21 protein-coding genes, 1 riboswitch and 1 other annotated feature are annotated in these 16,564 nt (G+C 36.9%); all 21 genes read right to left on the reverse strand.

The window, feature by feature from the left end; genetic code table 11:
- Positions 1 to 3 precede the first annotated feature (3 nt).
- The 21 genes from BMZ04_RS05145 to BMZ04_RS05250 all read right to left on the reverse strand — a co-directional run bounded on the left by BMZ04_RS05145 (position 4) and on the right by BMZ04_RS05250 (position 16,563).
- On the reverse strand, positions 4 to 537 hold the full coding sequence (locus BMZ04_RS05145; protein WP_093266249.1) for a Spo0B domain-containing protein: 534 nt from the start codon (positions 535 to 537) through the stop codon (positions 4 to 6).
- 661 nt (positions 538 to 1,198) lie between these two features.
- Positions 1,199 to 1,489 carry a 50S ribosomal protein L27 gene (gene rpmA, locus BMZ04_RS05155; protein WP_093266255.1) on the reverse strand — a complete coding sequence of 97 codons (291 nt, stop codon included), beginning with the start codon at positions 1,487 to 1,489 and terminating at the stop codon, positions 1,199 to 1,201.
- A gap of 12 nt (positions 1,490 to 1,501) precedes the next feature.
- Complete coding sequence (locus BMZ04_RS05160; RefSeq protein ID WP_093266257.1) at positions 1,502 to 1,837, reverse strand: ribosomal-processing cysteine protease Prp; 336 nt, start codon at positions 1,835 to 1,837, stop codon at positions 1,502 to 1,504.
- Position 1,838: 1 nt separating this feature from the next.
- Positions 1,839 to 2,147: a 50S ribosomal protein L21 gene (gene rplU / locus BMZ04_RS05165; RefSeq protein ID WP_093266260.1), complete on the reverse strand. Its 309-nt coding sequence runs from the start codon at positions 2,145 to 2,147 to the stop codon at positions 1,839 to 1,841.
- Positions 2,148 to 2,159: 12 nt separating this feature from the next.
- Positions 2,160 to 2,239, reverse strand: a sequence feature (ribosomal protein L21 leader region).
- 51 nt (positions 2,240 to 2,290) lie between these two features.
- Entirely contained in the window at positions 2,291 to 2,887 is a 597-nt protein-coding gene (locus BMZ04_RS05170) for a M50 family metallopeptidase (RefSeq protein ID WP_093266265.1), read from the reverse strand.
- Positions 2,880 to 3,425 carry a hypothetical protein gene (locus BMZ04_RS05175; protein ID WP_093266268.1) on the reverse strand — a complete coding sequence of 182 codons (546 nt, stop codon included), beginning with the start codon at positions 3,423 to 3,425 and terminating at the stop codon, positions 2,880 to 2,882. The genes BMZ04_RS05170 and BMZ04_RS05175 overlap by 8 nt, the downstream gene beginning before the upstream one ends.
- Positions 3,426 to 4,024: 599 nt before the next feature.
- Positions 4,025 to 4,825 (reverse strand): septum site-determining protein MinD, encoded by an 801-nt coding sequence (gene minD, locus BMZ04_RS05180; protein WP_093266271.1) that lies wholly within the window; start codon positions 4,823 to 4,825, stop codon positions 4,025 to 4,027.
- Position 4,826: 1 nt separating this feature from the next.
- Positions 4,827 to 5,498 (reverse strand): septum site-determining protein MinC, encoded by a 672-nt coding sequence (gene minC, locus BMZ04_RS05185; protein ID WP_093266274.1) that lies wholly within the window; start codon positions 5,496 to 5,498, stop codon positions 4,827 to 4,829.
- Between the two features lie 38 nt (positions 5,499 to 5,536).
- Complete coding sequence (gene mreD / locus BMZ04_RS05190) at positions 5,537 to 6,064, reverse strand: rod shape-determining protein MreD (protein WP_093266277.1); 528 nt, start codon at positions 6,062 to 6,064, stop codon at positions 5,537 to 5,539.
- Complete coding sequence (gene mreC / locus BMZ04_RS05195) at positions 6,061 to 6,963, reverse strand: rod shape-determining protein MreC (protein ID WP_093266280.1); 903 nt, start codon at positions 6,961 to 6,963, stop codon at positions 6,061 to 6,063. The genes mreD and mreC overlap by 4 nt, the downstream gene beginning before the upstream one ends.
- Positions 6,964 to 6,976: 13 nt before the next feature.
- A complete protein-coding gene (locus BMZ04_RS05200) occupies positions 6,977 to 7,996 on the reverse strand; it encodes a rod shape-determining protein (RefSeq protein ID WP_093266283.1) in 1,020 nt (339 codons plus the stop codon).
- Positions 7,997 to 8,090: 94 nt separating this feature from the next.
- Positions 8,091 to 8,789 (reverse strand): RadC family protein, encoded by a 699-nt coding sequence (gene radC / locus BMZ04_RS05205; protein ID WP_093266286.1) that lies wholly within the window; start codon positions 8,787 to 8,789, stop codon positions 8,091 to 8,093.
- Positions 8,786 to 9,388, reverse strand: coding sequence for a Maf family protein (locus BMZ04_RS05210; protein ID WP_093266289.1), 603 nt, complete (start codon positions 9,386 to 9,388; stop codon positions 8,786 to 8,788). The genes radC and BMZ04_RS05210 overlap by 4 nt, the downstream gene beginning before the upstream one ends.
- Before the next feature lie 94 nt (positions 9,389 to 9,482).
- On the reverse strand, positions 9,483 to 10,121 hold the full coding sequence (locus BMZ04_RS05215; protein WP_093266292.1) for a hypothetical protein: 639 nt from the start codon (positions 10,119 to 10,121) through the stop codon (positions 9,483 to 9,485).
- 86 nt (positions 10,122 to 10,207) lie between these two features.
- Positions 10,208 to 10,963, reverse strand: a complete 756-nt coding sequence (locus BMZ04_RS05220) for a prepilin peptidase (RefSeq protein WP_093267159.1) — start codon at positions 10,961 to 10,963, stop codon at positions 10,208 to 10,210.
- 18 nt (positions 10,964 to 10,981) lie between these two features.
- Positions 10,982 to 12,034 carry a LysM peptidoglycan-binding domain-containing protein gene (locus tag BMZ04_RS05225; protein ID WP_093266295.1) on the reverse strand — a complete coding sequence of 351 codons (1,053 nt, stop codon included), beginning with the start codon at positions 12,032 to 12,034 and terminating at the stop codon, positions 10,982 to 10,984.
- Complete coding sequence (locus BMZ04_RS05230; protein WP_093266298.1) at positions 12,031 to 12,627, reverse strand: PilN domain-containing protein; 597 nt, start codon at positions 12,625 to 12,627, stop codon at positions 12,031 to 12,033. Before BMZ04_RS05230 ends, BMZ04_RS05225 begins: the two co-directional genes overlap by 4 nt.
- Positions 12,628 to 12,639: 12 nt before the next feature.
- Entirely contained in the window at positions 12,640 to 13,611 is a 972-nt protein-coding gene (gene pilM / locus BMZ04_RS05235) for a type IV pilus biogenesis protein PilM (protein WP_093266301.1), read from the reverse strand.
- Positions 13,612 to 13,701: 90 nt separating this feature from the next.
- The gene (locus tag BMZ04_RS05240) at positions 13,702 to 14,136 is read right to left on the reverse strand and encodes a prepilin-type N-terminal cleavage/methylation domain-containing protein (protein WP_093266303.1); all 435 of its coding nucleotides are present in this window, start codon (positions 14,134 to 14,136) and stop codon (positions 13,702 to 13,704) included.
- 26 nt (positions 14,137 to 14,162) lie between these two features.
- Positions 14,163 to 14,246, reverse strand: a riboswitch (cyclic di-GMP riboswitch).
- Between the two features lie 68 nt (positions 14,247 to 14,314).
- Positions 14,315 to 15,523, reverse strand: a complete 1,209-nt coding sequence (locus tag BMZ04_RS05245) for a type II secretion system F family protein (protein ID WP_093266306.1) — start codon at positions 15,521 to 15,523, stop codon at positions 14,315 to 14,317.
- On the reverse strand, positions 15,523 to 16,563 hold the full coding sequence (locus tag BMZ04_RS05250; protein WP_093266308.1) for a type IV pilus twitching motility protein PilT: 1,041 nt from the start codon (positions 16,561 to 16,563) through the stop codon (positions 15,523 to 15,525). Before BMZ04_RS05250 ends, BMZ04_RS05245 begins: the two co-directional genes overlap by 1 nt.
- Position 16,564 lies beyond the last annotated feature (1 nt).

Here is a 16,564-nt window from a genome sequence, read left to right on the forward strand (position 1 = left end):
ATTTCACTCCAATCTTTCACTTGCAATTAGCTTAACTTTAAGTTCGTTTTCTGTATTTACCTGTTTTTCTATATGAAAAAGACTTGTAAATGATTCTTCCATCCAAGAATGGTAAGACCAGTCACCTTGAACTTTTATTTGGATTTCTAGTTGTTCATCCGTCTTAATATGAACTTTAAGTAATTGCTCTTGATATCCTCTAAGATTCGGGTAAATGGATTGAAGAAAACATTCTAAGTATTCCCGAAGTGCAGCATCATATTTATCTGCTCCGCTACTTAAAAGAGATGTTTGAACAACTAAAGTCATTTTATTATATCTCATATTAAACGTTTGTAACCATTCGTTTGTTTTAGATAAACCAATATTATTGATATCAAAAAACTGATTACATTTTGACGAATAATTACTTATTAATTTTTTTGCCTCTTCAATCCTGCCCATATCTAAATTCATTTGTATTAAATGTAAACTATTTAGAAAATCATGCATAGAATGGCGCAGTACATTGTTTATCGTTATCTCTTTATCGTTCATATTAGTTACCACGCTCCCTATTATGCTTTTGTTCTTACAAGTATAACAGGAATAACTTGATATTGCTCTAACCTATGAGAAGCGCAAGGTCCAATGTTAGAGTGATGCAGTCTAAGTTCGTGATATCATACTGGCTCAGGAGATAGCTCCCCAACCACCATAAGCGATTTTGTTTACGACGAGCTTTGCGCAAGGAGCAACGTTTTTTCTGCGACGAGCTTTGCGCAGGAGCAACGTTTTTTCTGCGACGAGCTTTGCGCAGGAGCAACGTCTTTTCTGCGACGAGCTTTGCGCAGGAGCAACGTCTTTTCTGCGACGAGCTTTGCGCAGGAGCAACGTCTTTTCTGCGACGAGCTTTGCGCAGGAGCAACGTCTTTTCTGCGACGAGCTTTGCGCAGGAGCAACGTCTTTTCTGCGACGAGCTTTGCGCAGGAGCAACGTCTTTTCTGCGACGAGCTTTGCGCAGGAGCAACGTTTTTTCTGCGACGAGCTTTGCGCAGGAGCAACGTCTTTTCTGCGACGAGCTTTGCGCAGGAGCAACGTCTTTTCTGCGACGAGCTTTGCGCAGGAGCAAGGCTCTGGATGGATACTGCACAAAAAAATATATACTTTCTTATCTACTAAAAAAAAGGACCGCATAAATGCAGTCCTTTTCTTATCATCAAGCTTCTTGAGCTACAGGATATACACTTACTTTTTTCTTGTCGCGGCCGAAACGCTCAAAGCGCACTACACCGTCAACTTTCGCAAAAAGTGTGTCATCTCCACCACGTCCAACGTTTTCACCAGGGTGAATTTTAGTACCGCGTTGACGGTATAAAATTGATCCGCCTGATACGAATTGTCCGTCAGCACGTTTAGCGCCTAGACGTTTCGATTGAGAGTCACGACCGTTACGAGTCGAACCTACTCCCTTTTTGGATGCGAAAAACTGAAGATCTAATCTTAACATATGTTCCACCTCCTACTTTTTGAAGGTTATTTTTATATACTTACTATAATCTTGCTCAATCGTTTGTAAAGAAACAATCATCGATTCCAAAATGAGTTGCATATTTGCGCTCTTTTCAGAATTTGAAATGCTAGGTACTTCGACATATAAATAGCCGCCGTCACCTTTTTGCTTTATGATAGGTGTAATTTCTGTAAGCGCAATGATCGCATTCACCGCACCAAATGATACAGCAGAAGCTCCTGCACATACTAAATCTTTCCCATGTTCTGCAAAATCAGCATGTCCTTTCATTTCAAATGAATGAATCAGACCTGATTGATCTCTCGTTATTATCACTTTAATCATCTTATAAACTAATAGATTCTACTACTAATTTAGTGTATGGTTGACGGTGACCTTGTTTTTTACGGTAATTCTTTTTCGCTTTGTATTTGAAAACGATGATTTTTTTAGCTTTGCCGTTTTTTACAACTTTCGCTGTAACTTTAGCACCTTCCACGAATGGAGCACCAACTTTAACATCATCTCCACCTACGAATAAAACTTTGTCGAAAGTTACAACTTCATCAGCATTTGCATCTAATTTTTCAATGTAGATTTCTTGCCCTTGTTCAACTTTGATTTGTTTACCACCAGTTTCAATAATTGCGTACATACTTGCACCTCCTCTTAGACTAAGACTCGCCTTCCAAAAGGTGATTCAGTTAACTGAATGCTTAAACCTTTTCAGAGCGGTTGTAGCAACGGGTGCTGCTACAAACAATAACATTTGAATATTATCACATATAGAATCTCGCGTCAAGCGGTTTTCGTTATTCGATCAAATGCTAGCTTGTACTTTCGAAATCTCCAATAAGCAAAATTTTGCAAAACGATAAACAAAAAAATGAACGAAACCGATACAGCCTTAGGAAAATAAGCTAAGCTAATGAAAAAAACAAGGCTACTACTCCAAAGAGAAAAGCCGATTAGCATCTCATACTTATCCGGAAAAAGCGCATCTAAAGCCCGTCCACCATCTAAAGGGTAGATTGGTAATAAATTTATACAAAAAATAATTAATTGCGTTAAAAATATAAGTCGATCTTGCGGAAAATCAATGAAATAACTAAAAGCCATTAACAAAAGCGTACAAAATGGACCTCCAAAAATAACAAAAAGCTGACCACTTTTTTGCACTTTCGAAAATTGCTCCATCTTAATCTCTCCGCCGTAAGGTAAAATCGTGCAAGATTGCACTTTTATCCCTACTAACTTTGCTGCGATTAAGTGCCCAAATTCATGAATAAGCAAGGAACCAAATACAATCGAATAGACAGCGATTTCCCCTGACAAATAAAAAAAAAGGAAAAACGGAATCATAATAGGATGCACTTTAAAGACTTGCTTATTCATAAGTTGCTGCTAGCCAATCAACAAGTTCGCTCATTTCTAAGTTTTTCCCATCTTTTTCTACTTGAATATATAGTAATTCGTTCTCAACCGTCGCAAATATATCTCCAGGACTTACCGATGTATATGGTAGTTGGTGAAACTCTGCTACAAACCCAAAAGTTGCGGTTTCCCCTGTATCATATAAAACTGACATCGTTTTACTTGTGTTTTTTTTATATCCAGTAAAGATAATCAATCCATTTTCGGATGCATACAAATCCTGCGATTGTTCAACAGCTAAAATGACCCCTTCACCAAAAGGTTGTATCGATTTATATTCGATTAATGGAGGGTTCGTCACGGGTGCACTAACTTTTATTTTTTTATCTGATTGGTCCACCCATGCCATCACTTTTTTATACACCTCAGTTGGCTTCTGAGGTTCTAATAGCGTTGTTGTATAGTTGGTCGATAACGTATTATTTTCCTCTAGGTATGCAACTATAAAAAAGACAAATACAAATAGTAACGCAAGCACCCATTTTCGTTTTGAAAGCATATCATTCCCCCTAGTAGGAATGTATGATGGCAAGTACAAATTCATGAACAAAAAAAGTGAACTCTAAATTAATTTGGCATTTGCTTTTACTTGAATGCTTCCGTATGCTCTGGACGGAAATAGATACACCATTACCTTTAAAAAAGAAGCGTACGAGCATTCAATGGCTGTATCCGAACATATATCTTCACTATAAGAGCATTTACAGAGCATATACACACATTAAAAAGCACGCGATCATACCAGAGCTATATCCGAGCATATGTCTTCATTATACGAGCATTTAAAGTGCTTATACGCACATAAAAAACATCCGAGCATTCTAGCGCCGTATCCGAGCATATGACTTCATTATACGAGCATTTAAAGAGCGTATAGGCACATAAATAAAACATCCGAGCATTCAAGAGTTGTATCCGAGCATATATTTGCCTTATACGAGCATTTACAGAACGTATATGCACATTAAGTAGCATATAAAAATATTGTTAAAATAAAATACCAGGGTGTTACTAGCATAAGCATAGCTAGCGACACCCTGGTAATAAAAAATCTCTCAATAAAGATATTACTATATTAACTAAATTTCATTTGCGATGTTATTTAGCAAAGATTGATTTCAGTTTAGACATTACACCTTTTTTAGGCGTGTCCATGGACATTAATGGCACAGATTCGCCTAAAATACGGCGGGCGATATTTCGGTAGCCGAGCGCCGCTCTATTGGATGGATCCATTACAACAGGCTCTCCTTTATTAGAGGAAGTTATTACATTTTCATCATCTGCTACGATACCTAATAGATCGATAGATAAATGCGTCGTAATCTCATTAATATCAAGCGCTTCGCCTTTTGTCATTAAATGCTGGCGGATACGATTGATGATTAACTTGGGTGGATCAATAGATTCTTCTTGTTCTAATAAGCCAATAATACGATCCGCATCACGAACAGCAGAAATTTCTGGTGTCGTCACGACAATTGCTTTATCTGCACCCGCAATTGCATTTTTATAGCCTTGCTCTATACCTGCTGGACAATCGATTAATACGTAATCATAATCTCGCTTTAGCTCATTTACAAGTTCTTTCATTTGCTCTGGATTTACGGCATTTTTATCCGTTGTTTGGGCTGCTGGTAATAAGTATAATTTATCTTCAAAACGTTTGTCTTTTACAAGTGCTTGATGTATTTTACAGCGACCTTCCACAACATCTACTAAATCATAAATAATTCTATTTTCAAGCCCAAGAACAACATCTAAGTTTCGTAACCCGATATCTGTATCCATTAAGCAAACTTTTTTCCCTTGTAGAGCCAATGCAGTTCCAAGATTTGCAGTTGTTGTCGTTTTACCGACCCCACCTTTCCCAGAAGTTATTACGATTGCTTCACCCACATTAGCTTCCTCCTTTAAATGTTGATAGATTTGGTCTTAATAAACGTAGTTCTTGTAGGCGATCAATTGCGATCGTACCATTTGTATGTAAATAAGCACATTCCATCTCCGGTTGCTCGGATAAAACCGTTAACTCGTCTGTCATCGTTTCAATGACATTATCAATAATTAGATGTGTTGCTTCTAACCACGAGGCAGCAATAACCGCATGTCGGTTTCCATTTGCTCCTGCATGCGCAATACCTTTCAACCGCCCTAGTACAAATACATTACCACCAGCAATTACGCGTCCATTTGGATTTACATCTCCTATGACGACTAAGTCTCCGACAGCAGTAATTATTTGGCCTGACCGCACAATCCCAACATAAGTCTCGGACTGATTTTCTAGTAATCTTCTATTACATTCTTCGACGGTCATTACATCACTCTGTATTTTCGTCACGCGAAGATGCTCCGTCTGTTGTACACAATTAATAATTTCTTTGGCTTGTTCATCATTGCAATATCGATATCCTAGTTGTAAAAGCACTTCTGCTTGACCTTCAAATCCTTCATCAGATACCTTTTTCGCCAACTCTTCTAAAAGCTCTGTATATGAACACTGATCATCTAGACGTAATACAAGCCCTTCTTTTGTACCTTTAATCGATATTAACTGCTTTTTCGTCAATCAAGTCACCTCAGATCTACCTGTCTAACCAAAAACGATTATTTTTGAAGCAGCAATAATTTTTGATTAAACCGATTTAGAAGAATATATTTAAACAACCATCCAAACATTAAGATAAATACACCATTAGCAATCATCGTTGGGATAAGATTATATTGATAAAAATTCGCAAACGTCAGCGATTTAATACCAATGGATGTATAAAACAAAAATAAAATAATTTCCACTGCAGCTACTAATAGAAGCGTCAAAATAGTGGCAACTAATAAATGATGATGTACAAACTTTACGATAAAGCTAGCTACTAGACACATTAATGGAAAAATAAAAGAATATAATCCAATAATATCAATGAAAAAGACATCATACAAGAGCCCAAAAATCAACCCATAAAGCATAGCCCGTTTTCTGTCATAATAAATAGCAATAAATATTAAATATATGATTAAAAAGCGAGGAACTAACACATAAAAATCCTCGTTCAATTCAATAGGCGAAAAAAGTCCAAAAATCGGTTCCATATAAAACAATAGAACCGAAATAATTATTACTACATAACGAATCATGATTCTTCCCCTGCACCTTCTGTCAAATCAGCTTCCGTATTTCCACCATCTGTCCCATCTACAGGATTAATAGTTCGTTTGGAAATTATGACATGATCTAAAATAGAAAAGCTTGCAGCAGGTTTTACATACGCAAGTTGGGTTAAACCATAATCATCTGTTGTTACTTCAGTAACTTCACCGATTAAGATACCTTTGGGAAAAATTCCGCCTAAGCCAGAAGTAGTAACTTTTTGCCCTTTTTTCACTTCAAACTCGGAATCTATTCTTTTTAGTACTAGTTCTTTACGCTCTACATCATATCCTTCAATTAGTCCAAATACTTCTTGTTCACCTGCAATAACTGCCGATACACGATAATTCGGGTTTTGGGTAGATAAAAGCTCCACTGTGGATGTATATGGAGTAGTTAAAATGACTTTTCCTATTAACCCTTGGGATGTCATCACTGCCATATTGACAGCTACACCGTGTATTTCCCCTTTATCAATAATAATCTTTTCTTCCCATTGATCCGGATTCCGTGCAATTACAGTAGATTGGATTGGATTAAATGCGCGAAGATTTTCTTCTTTATCGATAATTTTTCGTAATTCGTCATTTTCTAACTGTAAATCATTTACACTAGCTTGTAAGGTGGCGTAATCTTCTAATCTTGCTTTCAACCGTGTATTTTCATCATATGTATTAAGTAAAGATTCAACATTATTAAAAATCCCCGTAACATACTGGGTCGGCTTGGAAAACATAGTTTGTCCAAAACCGACCACATCTTTGATTAATTGCTCAGGCAAGGATGCATGATTTCGATCTCGCAAAGAAAAGCTGATGAGTGCCACAAGAAATATCATCCCTACAAGCAGCAAAACTAATCGCTTATTTGAAAAAAATTGTGGCATAACTCACTTCTCCTTAACTTCTAGTTTGTTGACGCTTTAATAAGCCCATATGATCAAGTGCTTTTCCTGTACCAATCGCAACACAATCTAATGGATCTTCTGCGATAAATACTGGCATATTTGTTTGATCACTAATTACTTTATCTAAGTTTTTCAGTAATGCTCCCCCACCGGTAAGCATAATTCCACGTTCCATTACATCCGCAGACAATTCTGGCGGTGTTTGCTCTAGCGTTTTCTTTACCCCATCAATAATAGAGGCAATAGATTCACGCAATGCGCTTGCTATTTCAGTTGAAGTAATATCAATTGTTTTTGGTAATCCAGTTACTAAGTCACGTCCACGGATGTCCATTTTTTCTTCCGCACCCGTTACTCTAGCAGAACCAATTTCCATTTTAATCGCTTCCGAAGTACGTTCCCCGATTGTTAAGTTATACGTTTTACGAACATAACTAGTAATCGCTTGATCCATTGCGTCTCCACCTACACGGACAGATTCGCTTGTTACGATACCACCAAGTGAAATAACAGCTACTTCGGTAGTACCTCCACCTATATCAACGACCATACTTCCTGTAGGTTCCCAAACAGGTAAATTAGCACCGATTGCAGCAGCAAAAGGTTCTTCAATCGTTACCGCATCACGAGCTCCAGCTTGTTTCGCTGCATCGATCACGGCACGTTGTTCTACTGAAGTAATGCCAAAAGGTACACAAATCATGACATTTGGTTTACTCCATGACATACCAGATGCTTTCATCGCATTTTTTAAATAATATTCAATCATAGCAGATGTCGTATCAAAGTCAGCAATAACCCCATCTTTCATAGGGCGAATCGCTACGATAGAACCAGGTGTACGACCAATCATATTTCTTGCGTCATTCCCTACCGCAACAATAGAACCATTTTGCACATTTTTTGCAACAACAGAAGGTTCTCTCAATACAATTCCTTTTCCTTTAATAAAAACAAGCGTATTCGCTGTTCCCAAATCAATTCCTAAATCTCTAGCTCCAAATCCAAACACAATATTTACTCCCTTTCTATCACAAGCAAGTTTCACTTAATTGTCTTAAAGTCATAACTCTCATTATAACGGATAGAAAGAAAAATGCACAGTGTCACATGTACCCCTTTTCTTTAAGACTAATAAATTGATGATCACCAATGATTAAATGATCGATCAACTCTATGCCCATGATCAGTCCTGCTTCTATTAATCGTTTCGTTACATCGATGTCTTCAGGAGAAGGTGAAGCGTTGCCACTAGGGTGGTTATGCGCACATATAATCGAGGCTGCAGAGCGTTTTACGGCTTCGCGGAACACTTCCCTCGGATGCACGATAGAAGCATTAAGCGAACCGATAAATATCGTTTGTTTGTGAAGGATTTGGTTTTTTACATTTAGGAAAAGAACAACGAAATGTTCTTGTTTCAAGGAAGTCATATCTGGCATTAAGTAATTTGCGGCATCTTTCGGGGAGCGTATCGTAAACTTTTCGTCCGTTTGTTGTTGAGCAAGTCTTCTACCTAATTCAACTGCAGCGAGAAGCTGTACTGCTTTCGCTTCTCCGATTCCTTTTACGGACATTATTTCTTCTAATGTGGTGTTTTTAAGTTCTTGAATTTGTTCGATAAAATTGAGGACTCTATTGGCTAGGTGGAGAACAGACTCTTGCTTCGTACCAGTACGAAGCAAGATTGCTATTAATTCTTGATTGGATAGACTTTGTGCACCTTGTCTTACAAGTCTTTCACGAGGTCGATCAGCTATATGGACATCACGAATCATTAAAGAAGGTGGTAAATCTATAGTCATTTACTCCACTCCTTGTCAAACGCTATCACTTCAAGCGTCAGTAACGTTTGAAACAAACGACTAATCGGAAGACCTACGACATTGTTGTAATCCCCTTCGATTTTCTCTACTAAAAAAACTCCCATTGTTTGAATACCATACGCACCTGCTTTGTCCAAAGAATCTCCGGTTGCTACATAAGCATCTATTTGCTCATCTGTTAGTTCATAAAATTTCACGAGCGTGGATTCTGCAAAACCGATACTTGTCCCTGCTCCGTGAATGGAAACTCCTGTTACTACATGATGTGTGCGACCAGATAGTTTTTTTAAATATTCTTTTGCCTGTTCCTTACTAGTCGGTTTTCCTAACACTTCTTTCCCTAGATGGACAATCGTATCTGCTCCAATAACAATAGCATTTGGATTTCTTTCAACAATCGGCACTGTTTTTTTATATGCAATAGAAATTGCCATGTCTTCTGGCGTTAGTTCACCTTCCACCGCTTCATCAATTTTTGCAGGTTGAACTTCGAATGGAATAGCTAATCTACTAAACAGTTCCTTTCTTCTTGGTGACTCACTCGCTAGTATAAATGAATAATCAGTAGTTAATTTCAATGTAAATTCCTCCTTTTCAATAGCATACAAAAGAATCGAAAAAAGGAAAATTGTTTTAAAAACAGAACTATTTCATTTTAGCATTGAATTTAGCTCAGAAACTCAATTTTACGCATGAGTTCTTCTCTAAATAATGTGTAAAAACATGTAATCTCATAATAGAAGATACATCTGAAAACGTTGATACCGCTTGTACAATAGTCATTAAATCATCTGGATAATCTTCTTTTTTGGCAATCGACTCAAAAAATTTTTTGGAGATATTATCTTCATGTAAAAGGTTTATTATTTTCTTCACTTTTGGATCCTCACATCCACTAGTAGAAACAAACACAGTTTTATTAAAACTAGGAAGTGCCTCCGTTTGTGGAGTAGGCACATCATTTAAAAATAAATTACTCCATACAAAAAACTGGTTTTCTACTTGCACTATACCAGCTCTTTCTAAAGAGGGCTGCGTTGCCATAAAAGAGATTGCACTATCTTTCGAAGAAAACATCCCATATTGTTTTACATGGAATGATAATGCGCCATCTGCAGCAACCTCTATTTTTTCTTCTGTAGATTGTTCCCCCGCTGGTGTCGTATCTTCTTCCTTTGCAACTTCTACTTTTTTATCATTTGCTAAATTAAGAATAAAGCCAAATAGTAAAACGCCAACTACCCCAATGACAAGTCCTTGAATACCTGCTAATATTATCTTCTTTCTTGGATTTCGCCTTCTAATCGGCATAACATCACCTCTTTTTTCACAACCTTATCATGAACAACGTAAAAAAAGACGAGACCTATGTCGGCTCGTCCTAAAAATTTATCGAGTTAAAAAAACAAATTCACATACCAATCGACAATCGCTTCTCCGTAAAAATAAGAAATGATCGCTGCAATCGCAATAAATGGTCCAAATGGAATCGGAGTTTTCCTACCTTTTTTTGCTTCTTTCAAAGCAATAACACCAAATACAGTTCCAATAATAGAAGCTAAAAATAATGTCAATAAAGTCGGAACTAGCCCTAACACAATTCCAATAACAAAAAATAATTTAATATCTCCGCCGCCCATACCGCCTTTTGACAGTACTGCTATTAAAAACAATAGTCCAAAACCGACAATAGCCCCCAGTAAACTATCCCACCATGGAGTTAACGGCGAAAAAACTCTTACAATAATTATAGGAACCAAAAAGAAAAGCAATATCTTATTTGGAATAAGCATATACCCTATATCAGAAACCGTAATAATAACAAGCATGGAAATAAATAATATCCCAGCAATTAGCTCTATAGAAAATCCTAGTTGACTATAAGAAAATGCAAATAATAAACCTGTCGCAAATTCCATTACCGGATACATCCAATGAATCTTCGTACCACACCCTCTACATTTTCCTTTCAAAAATAGATAGGAAAACACAGGAACTAAATCCACTGCAGTTAAGTTTCGATCGCAAACCGTGCAATGCGAAGGAGGTTTTACAATCGATTCTCCTTTTGGCACACGGAGACCAACTACATTGAAAAAGGAACCGAATACGATTCCATATATGAAAAAGAGAATTGTTATAACGATATCCATAGTTACCTCAACATTCATTTATTCTGGTATAACTAATGTTTCTCCAATAATGACAATATCAGTATTTCGTTTATTTGCTTTTTTTATCAAAGATTCACCTTTGCGAGATTGATAATATTTCATCGAAATCGAGTAGAGTGTATCATTTGGCTGTACTACATAAGTTCTTACTGTAGACTTGGTAGATTTAGGTTGTGCCGGTGTAACCACTTTTTCCTTTGCATGCTTTTCGACTTCCTCGGGTTGCGTTTCTTCTACCCCGTCCACTTGATGTTCTTCTTTAGGCTCCATGTCCGCTTGCGACTTTTCCTTTTCTTCCAAAACGTCATATACTGGATTATCTTTGTTGGATGCCGGTGGAATGACCAGTCCGAACTTATTTGCTACTTCCGTAATAATCGGAGCATAATACGTCAATAAAACAACATTGTATTCTAAATGATCTTCCTGTGGTCCAGGCAGTACTTCTCCTTCTTCAAAACCTTGAAAAGAAAAAGACTCTACAACATATATACGGGTATTCATCCTTATATTTTCTAAAAAAGTTGTTAATGCCTCATAATCTTTTGATAGTACCGTTAAAGAGATAGTAATAGCTTCTAGCCCATCCGGCACCGTTACTTTTATTTTTTCTAAGACTTGCTCCTCGGAGGATTGTAAGTCTTCTTCAGTAGGTTGCAAGTCTCCCTCAGTTGATTGCAATTCCTCTACAAGCTGTTCTTCCGGACTCAATTCTTCTTCGGTTAGTTCTTCTTTCTCAACATCCGCAAATGACGCATTTAAGATGATACTATCTGCACCAATTGCCGCATTTTCCAAATCTAACACGATTGCATCTACTAACTTTTCAACCGGAACTTTCAAAACCAGATTAGCTAAATCATTTTGTAATTTAGTCGTATCCACTTCCGCCATTTGATCGGATTTAACTTCCGTTATTTGTTTTTGAAGCACAGTATTGTGATTCTTTATAGAAGATAAAGAAGTAAATGTATAAATAACTCCAGCTAAAAGTATAAGGATAATTCCGATAAGAATCGTAAGCCAATGAGATTTTTGGAAATGTATCATGAGGATGGCACCTCCTCTTTTACAGCTTTCCTCAACCCTTCCATATCGACAATAATTTCATAATTCGCTTCCACTCTTGGTTGAAATTGCTGTGTTTCGCTAACTGCTGGATTTTCTAGTTCTGTATTCGTAACTAAAGTTAGTAACTTAGCTTCCACTATGTAAGGAGAAGATTTTAATGTCGTTAAATAATAGGCAGCTTCTGCGTTTGACTCGAACTGAGTAGTCATTGCTACAACTGAATCATTAGAAGAATACGTAAACAACTTGATAAATCCTTTTTCCGGTAAGCTTTGTGATAAATGTAGTAGTAAAAAAACAGTAGGTACAGGCTTTTTTTCTGCCCATTCTACCAAACTTTCTAATTGTTCTTTGTCTGATAGACTTACATCGATGTTTTGTTGCTCTGCCTGGCGTAATGAAAATTCATTTGCTAAGTTAGTCTCAAGCTGTTGTTCCATAACTTTTTCTTGATTATGTAAATAGAAAAGAATGACAAAACATATAATCGCAAGAACAAAAAGAATAATACCAACGACAATCCATTCTAATCTTTTCTTTTTATGCTGAAGTAAATTTATATCAACGTACATCGTAGAATCCCCCTATTTCCAAGACAGTCCAACAAGCTCTGCAAAGGATGCAGGAATATGGATACTATCTTTTGTTGCCCATTTGTCCTCTGTTAGATGGAAAACTGCTAGTTGATTATCTCTACGTAGATTAGAAGCAATTTCTGAAATAAGTGGATGATTTCCTCCGATGCAAATCGTATCAATCGAATGTGTTCCATTTTGTAAATTGTATTGATAGAACGATTGTAATCGAGCTATTTCTTTTTCAATAGTTGCTAAGTGGTCTTGTAAAATCATTTCGTCTCCATCCACCGTCATGTATTGAAATCCAGTGCGTGTTTCAAACGCAGAAAACGTTTCAAAAGGTCGTAAACTCATTGTACGTACATATACTGGCTGATGATTATGAAACATACTAAGTTGTATGACATCGTATTCCAAATGGATAAGTAGCACATGTGAATTAGATTCAATCTCATTCATTTCCACAAATAGACGATATAAACTAAGAAATGGCACATCAATAATAACTGGTCTTAATCGACTTTTCGTTAAAATAGATTCAATTGATGTTACATTTTTTTCAGGAACCGCAAGTGCAATCACATCTACTTTTTCTCCCGCACGATGATTCCCAACAATTTCGATAATAGGATCAGCAAACGGCAAATGAAAGGATTCCCCAAGTTCCAAATACAAATATCCTTTCCATTCATTTTCTGGAACGGAAAGCGGAATGGTCGTAGAACGTAATAATAAATCATGATGAGAGAAAGAGAAAAATGTAGGCATTCCTTGCAATTTATGTTTTTTGACAATACTAGTTAATTGTTGAATCAGTCGCTTCTCATTGACGATTTCTCCCGACTGTATCGTCCCTTCTTCGATCACTTGTTGAATATATTTCGTATACTTATGCTTGCGTCCACCAACTAAAATGCGGATATAGCGCTGTGTATATGTTATAAAAACAGCAGGTTGTGACTTCCAGTATTTAAACATTCATCTTCCTGCCTTTCTCTTGATGACTTATATATAAGTATAATAGCCCTGTGCACGGATGCATAGGGCTATTTATTAAAGTTTTTGTTCCTATTTATTAATTGACTTTCTCCCTTTTTCGTTTAACTCTTGTTCTGAAACATTGTTTAAATAATTTTTTGAAGTGCTACTTAATATAATTTGATATCCACCAGTAGCAACTTTAGTAACACTTGAATTTCCAGCGTAAGCGGAATTTTCATCGGGATTTTTGGGAATTGCTTCTAAAAATCCAGCTTCTACAAGCTCTGTTAAAGTTGCAGTATTATCGCTCATGATTGAATCATTAGAGGCTACAGCTAATTTTGCAGTGCTAATAATCATTAATGCATTGGAAACATGTGCATCCTTTTTTGTATTATCCATAATATTACTGATAGCAGGCACTGCAATCGCCGCAATAATCCCCAAAATAACTACTACCGCTAAAAGTTCGATTAGCGTTAAACCTTTTTCATTTTTAACCGTCTTTAACCATTTTTTCATTTTCTTCTCCCCTTAACAAATTTGATTTTTGCATGGGTGGGTGCACTACTTGCTCCTAATTGTCTAAGTGCCCAGATTTCCGACAATTGATCAACACATCCAATACTCTATTCTCTTATAATATCGGTTAAATCTACCAAATTATCAAGCATAATTTTTCGTTAATTTTAATAAATTTTTATTGAACTTCCGTAAAAATTGAAAACATAGGAATCATAATAGACGCAACAATTCCCCCTATGACCACTGCCAGGAATAAGATCATTGCAGGTTCAATTAATGATTTCAAACGTTCCGCAGCTGTATCCACTTCTTGTTCATAAAAATCGGCCACTTTCGCTAGCATAAAATCGAGCGTTCCCGATTTTTCTCCAAGTACAATCATTTGTGACACGAATGATGGAATTGCCCAATGACCAACCATAGGAGCTGCTAAGGAATTACCTTCCTGAACACTTTTGCTAGATTTCTCTATAATCTCTTCCAATACTGCATTTTGCACAACTTTCCCTACAACCATTAAAGAATGTGTTACTGGAACACTTGCTGCATATAAACTACTAAGGGTTCTCGTCATTCTTGCTAATATAGATTTTTGAATAACTGGTCCAAAAACAGGAAGTCTTAATAAAAAACTATGAAAATAGAAACGATACGGATCTCGTTTCACTAAGATTCTTCCACCTGCAATGACTACTAAGAGCAAGAGTAAAATGATCAACCACCAAGATTGAAACACTTCGCTTAAATCCAATAGAAACTGCGTAATAAAAGGTAAGTCTGCTCCAAATGAAGTAAACATACCTGCAAATCTTGGAACGATAAAGCCAATCATAAAAATAACAACCGCAATTGCGACTACTCCAAGAACTGCTGGATACATCATTGCAGAAGTCACTTTCTGCTTTGTTTCATTTTGCTTTTCATAATATATAGCCAACTGATCTAAAATCTCATCAAATTGTCCACCAGCCTCCCCCGCTTTTAACATATTTGTAAAAAGAACTGGAAACACTTGAGGATGTTGTTCCGCTGCAACAGAAAAAGGATGACCTTCTCGTAAATCTTCTTCAATCTCTGCAAGTACTTGCTTCAATCGTCTTTGAGATGTCTGATCTTTTAGAATTGATGTTGCATCTAATATCGTTATACCCGCTTTTATAAGAGTTGAAAACTGTCTTATGAAAATAACTAAATCTTTGAAAGGAACTTTCCCACTACCTAAGTTCAAATCTTGATATAAAAAACCAGTTTTCATATTTATTTCACGTGCTGCAATTCCTTTTTTTCGAAGCCTTGTTTTAGCATCTTCTGCCGTTGCCGCTCGCATGACACCGGAAGTCATTTCGCCCTGTCGATCTCGACCTCTATATTGAAAATATGCCATTAGACGATTTTCTCCGCTAAATAAGGTTCCAGCTGTTCAAGTGATACAAGTTTTTCATTTACTAGTCGCTCCAATTCACTTTCCATCGTTTGCATGCCTATGGATCTACTCGACTGCATGACCGAATGGATTTGATGAATCTTTTCGTTTCGAATGAGGTTTTTCACTGCCGGTACATTTAATAATATTTCAAATGCTCCTATACGGCCTTTTCCATCAATCGACTGGAAAAGCCTTTGTGAAATGACCGCTTGTAAAACAGATGCTAGTTGAATCCTAACTTGCGGCTGTTGACTTGGTGGAAATACATCAATAATTCGATCAATCGTCATAGAAGCACCTGTTGTATGAAGTGTCGCCAAAACTAGATGCCCTGTTTCTGCGGCAGTAATTGCAGTAGAAATCGTCTCCAAATCTCGCATCTCACCTACTAATATCACATCCGGATCCTGCCTGAGGGATGCACGTAAACCAGATGCAAACGTTTTTGTATCAAATCCAACTTCCCTCTGGTTGATAATACAAGTGCCATGTGAATGTAAATACTCGATTGGATCCTCCAGCGTAATAATATGTTTTTTTACTGTACGGTTCATTTCTTGAATCATCGAAGCGAGTGTAGTCGATTTACCAGATCCTGTTGGTCCAGTGACTAGTACAAGGCCTTGTGGTTTTTTAGAAATATCATGTAAAATATGCGGTAAATGTAAATCAACAAAACTAGGTACTTTAGTTGGGATAACACGAAAAGCAAGGCTTACACAATTTCGTTGGTGATAAGCATTTACACGAAAGCGAGAAATTCCAGGCAAACTATATGAGAAATCTAAATCTCCCTGTTCCATAAAAGAATCCCATAATTGCGGTGCAATGACCGCTTTCGCCATTCCTTCCGTTTCGACTGGCTTCAATATATCTTGTCCAAATTTTTTTAACTCCCCGTGTAATCGCATCATAGGCGGCATTCCTACCGTTAAATGTAAATCAGATGTTCCTAGCTCAAACGCAGCTTGTAATAACTGATGCAATTTTTCTTTCATA

The organism is Psychrobacillus sp. OK032 (assembly GCF_900111345.1).
In the GTDB taxonomy this organism is placed as follows: domain Bacteria; phylum Bacillota; class Bacilli; order Bacillales_A; family Planococcaceae; genus Psychrobacillus.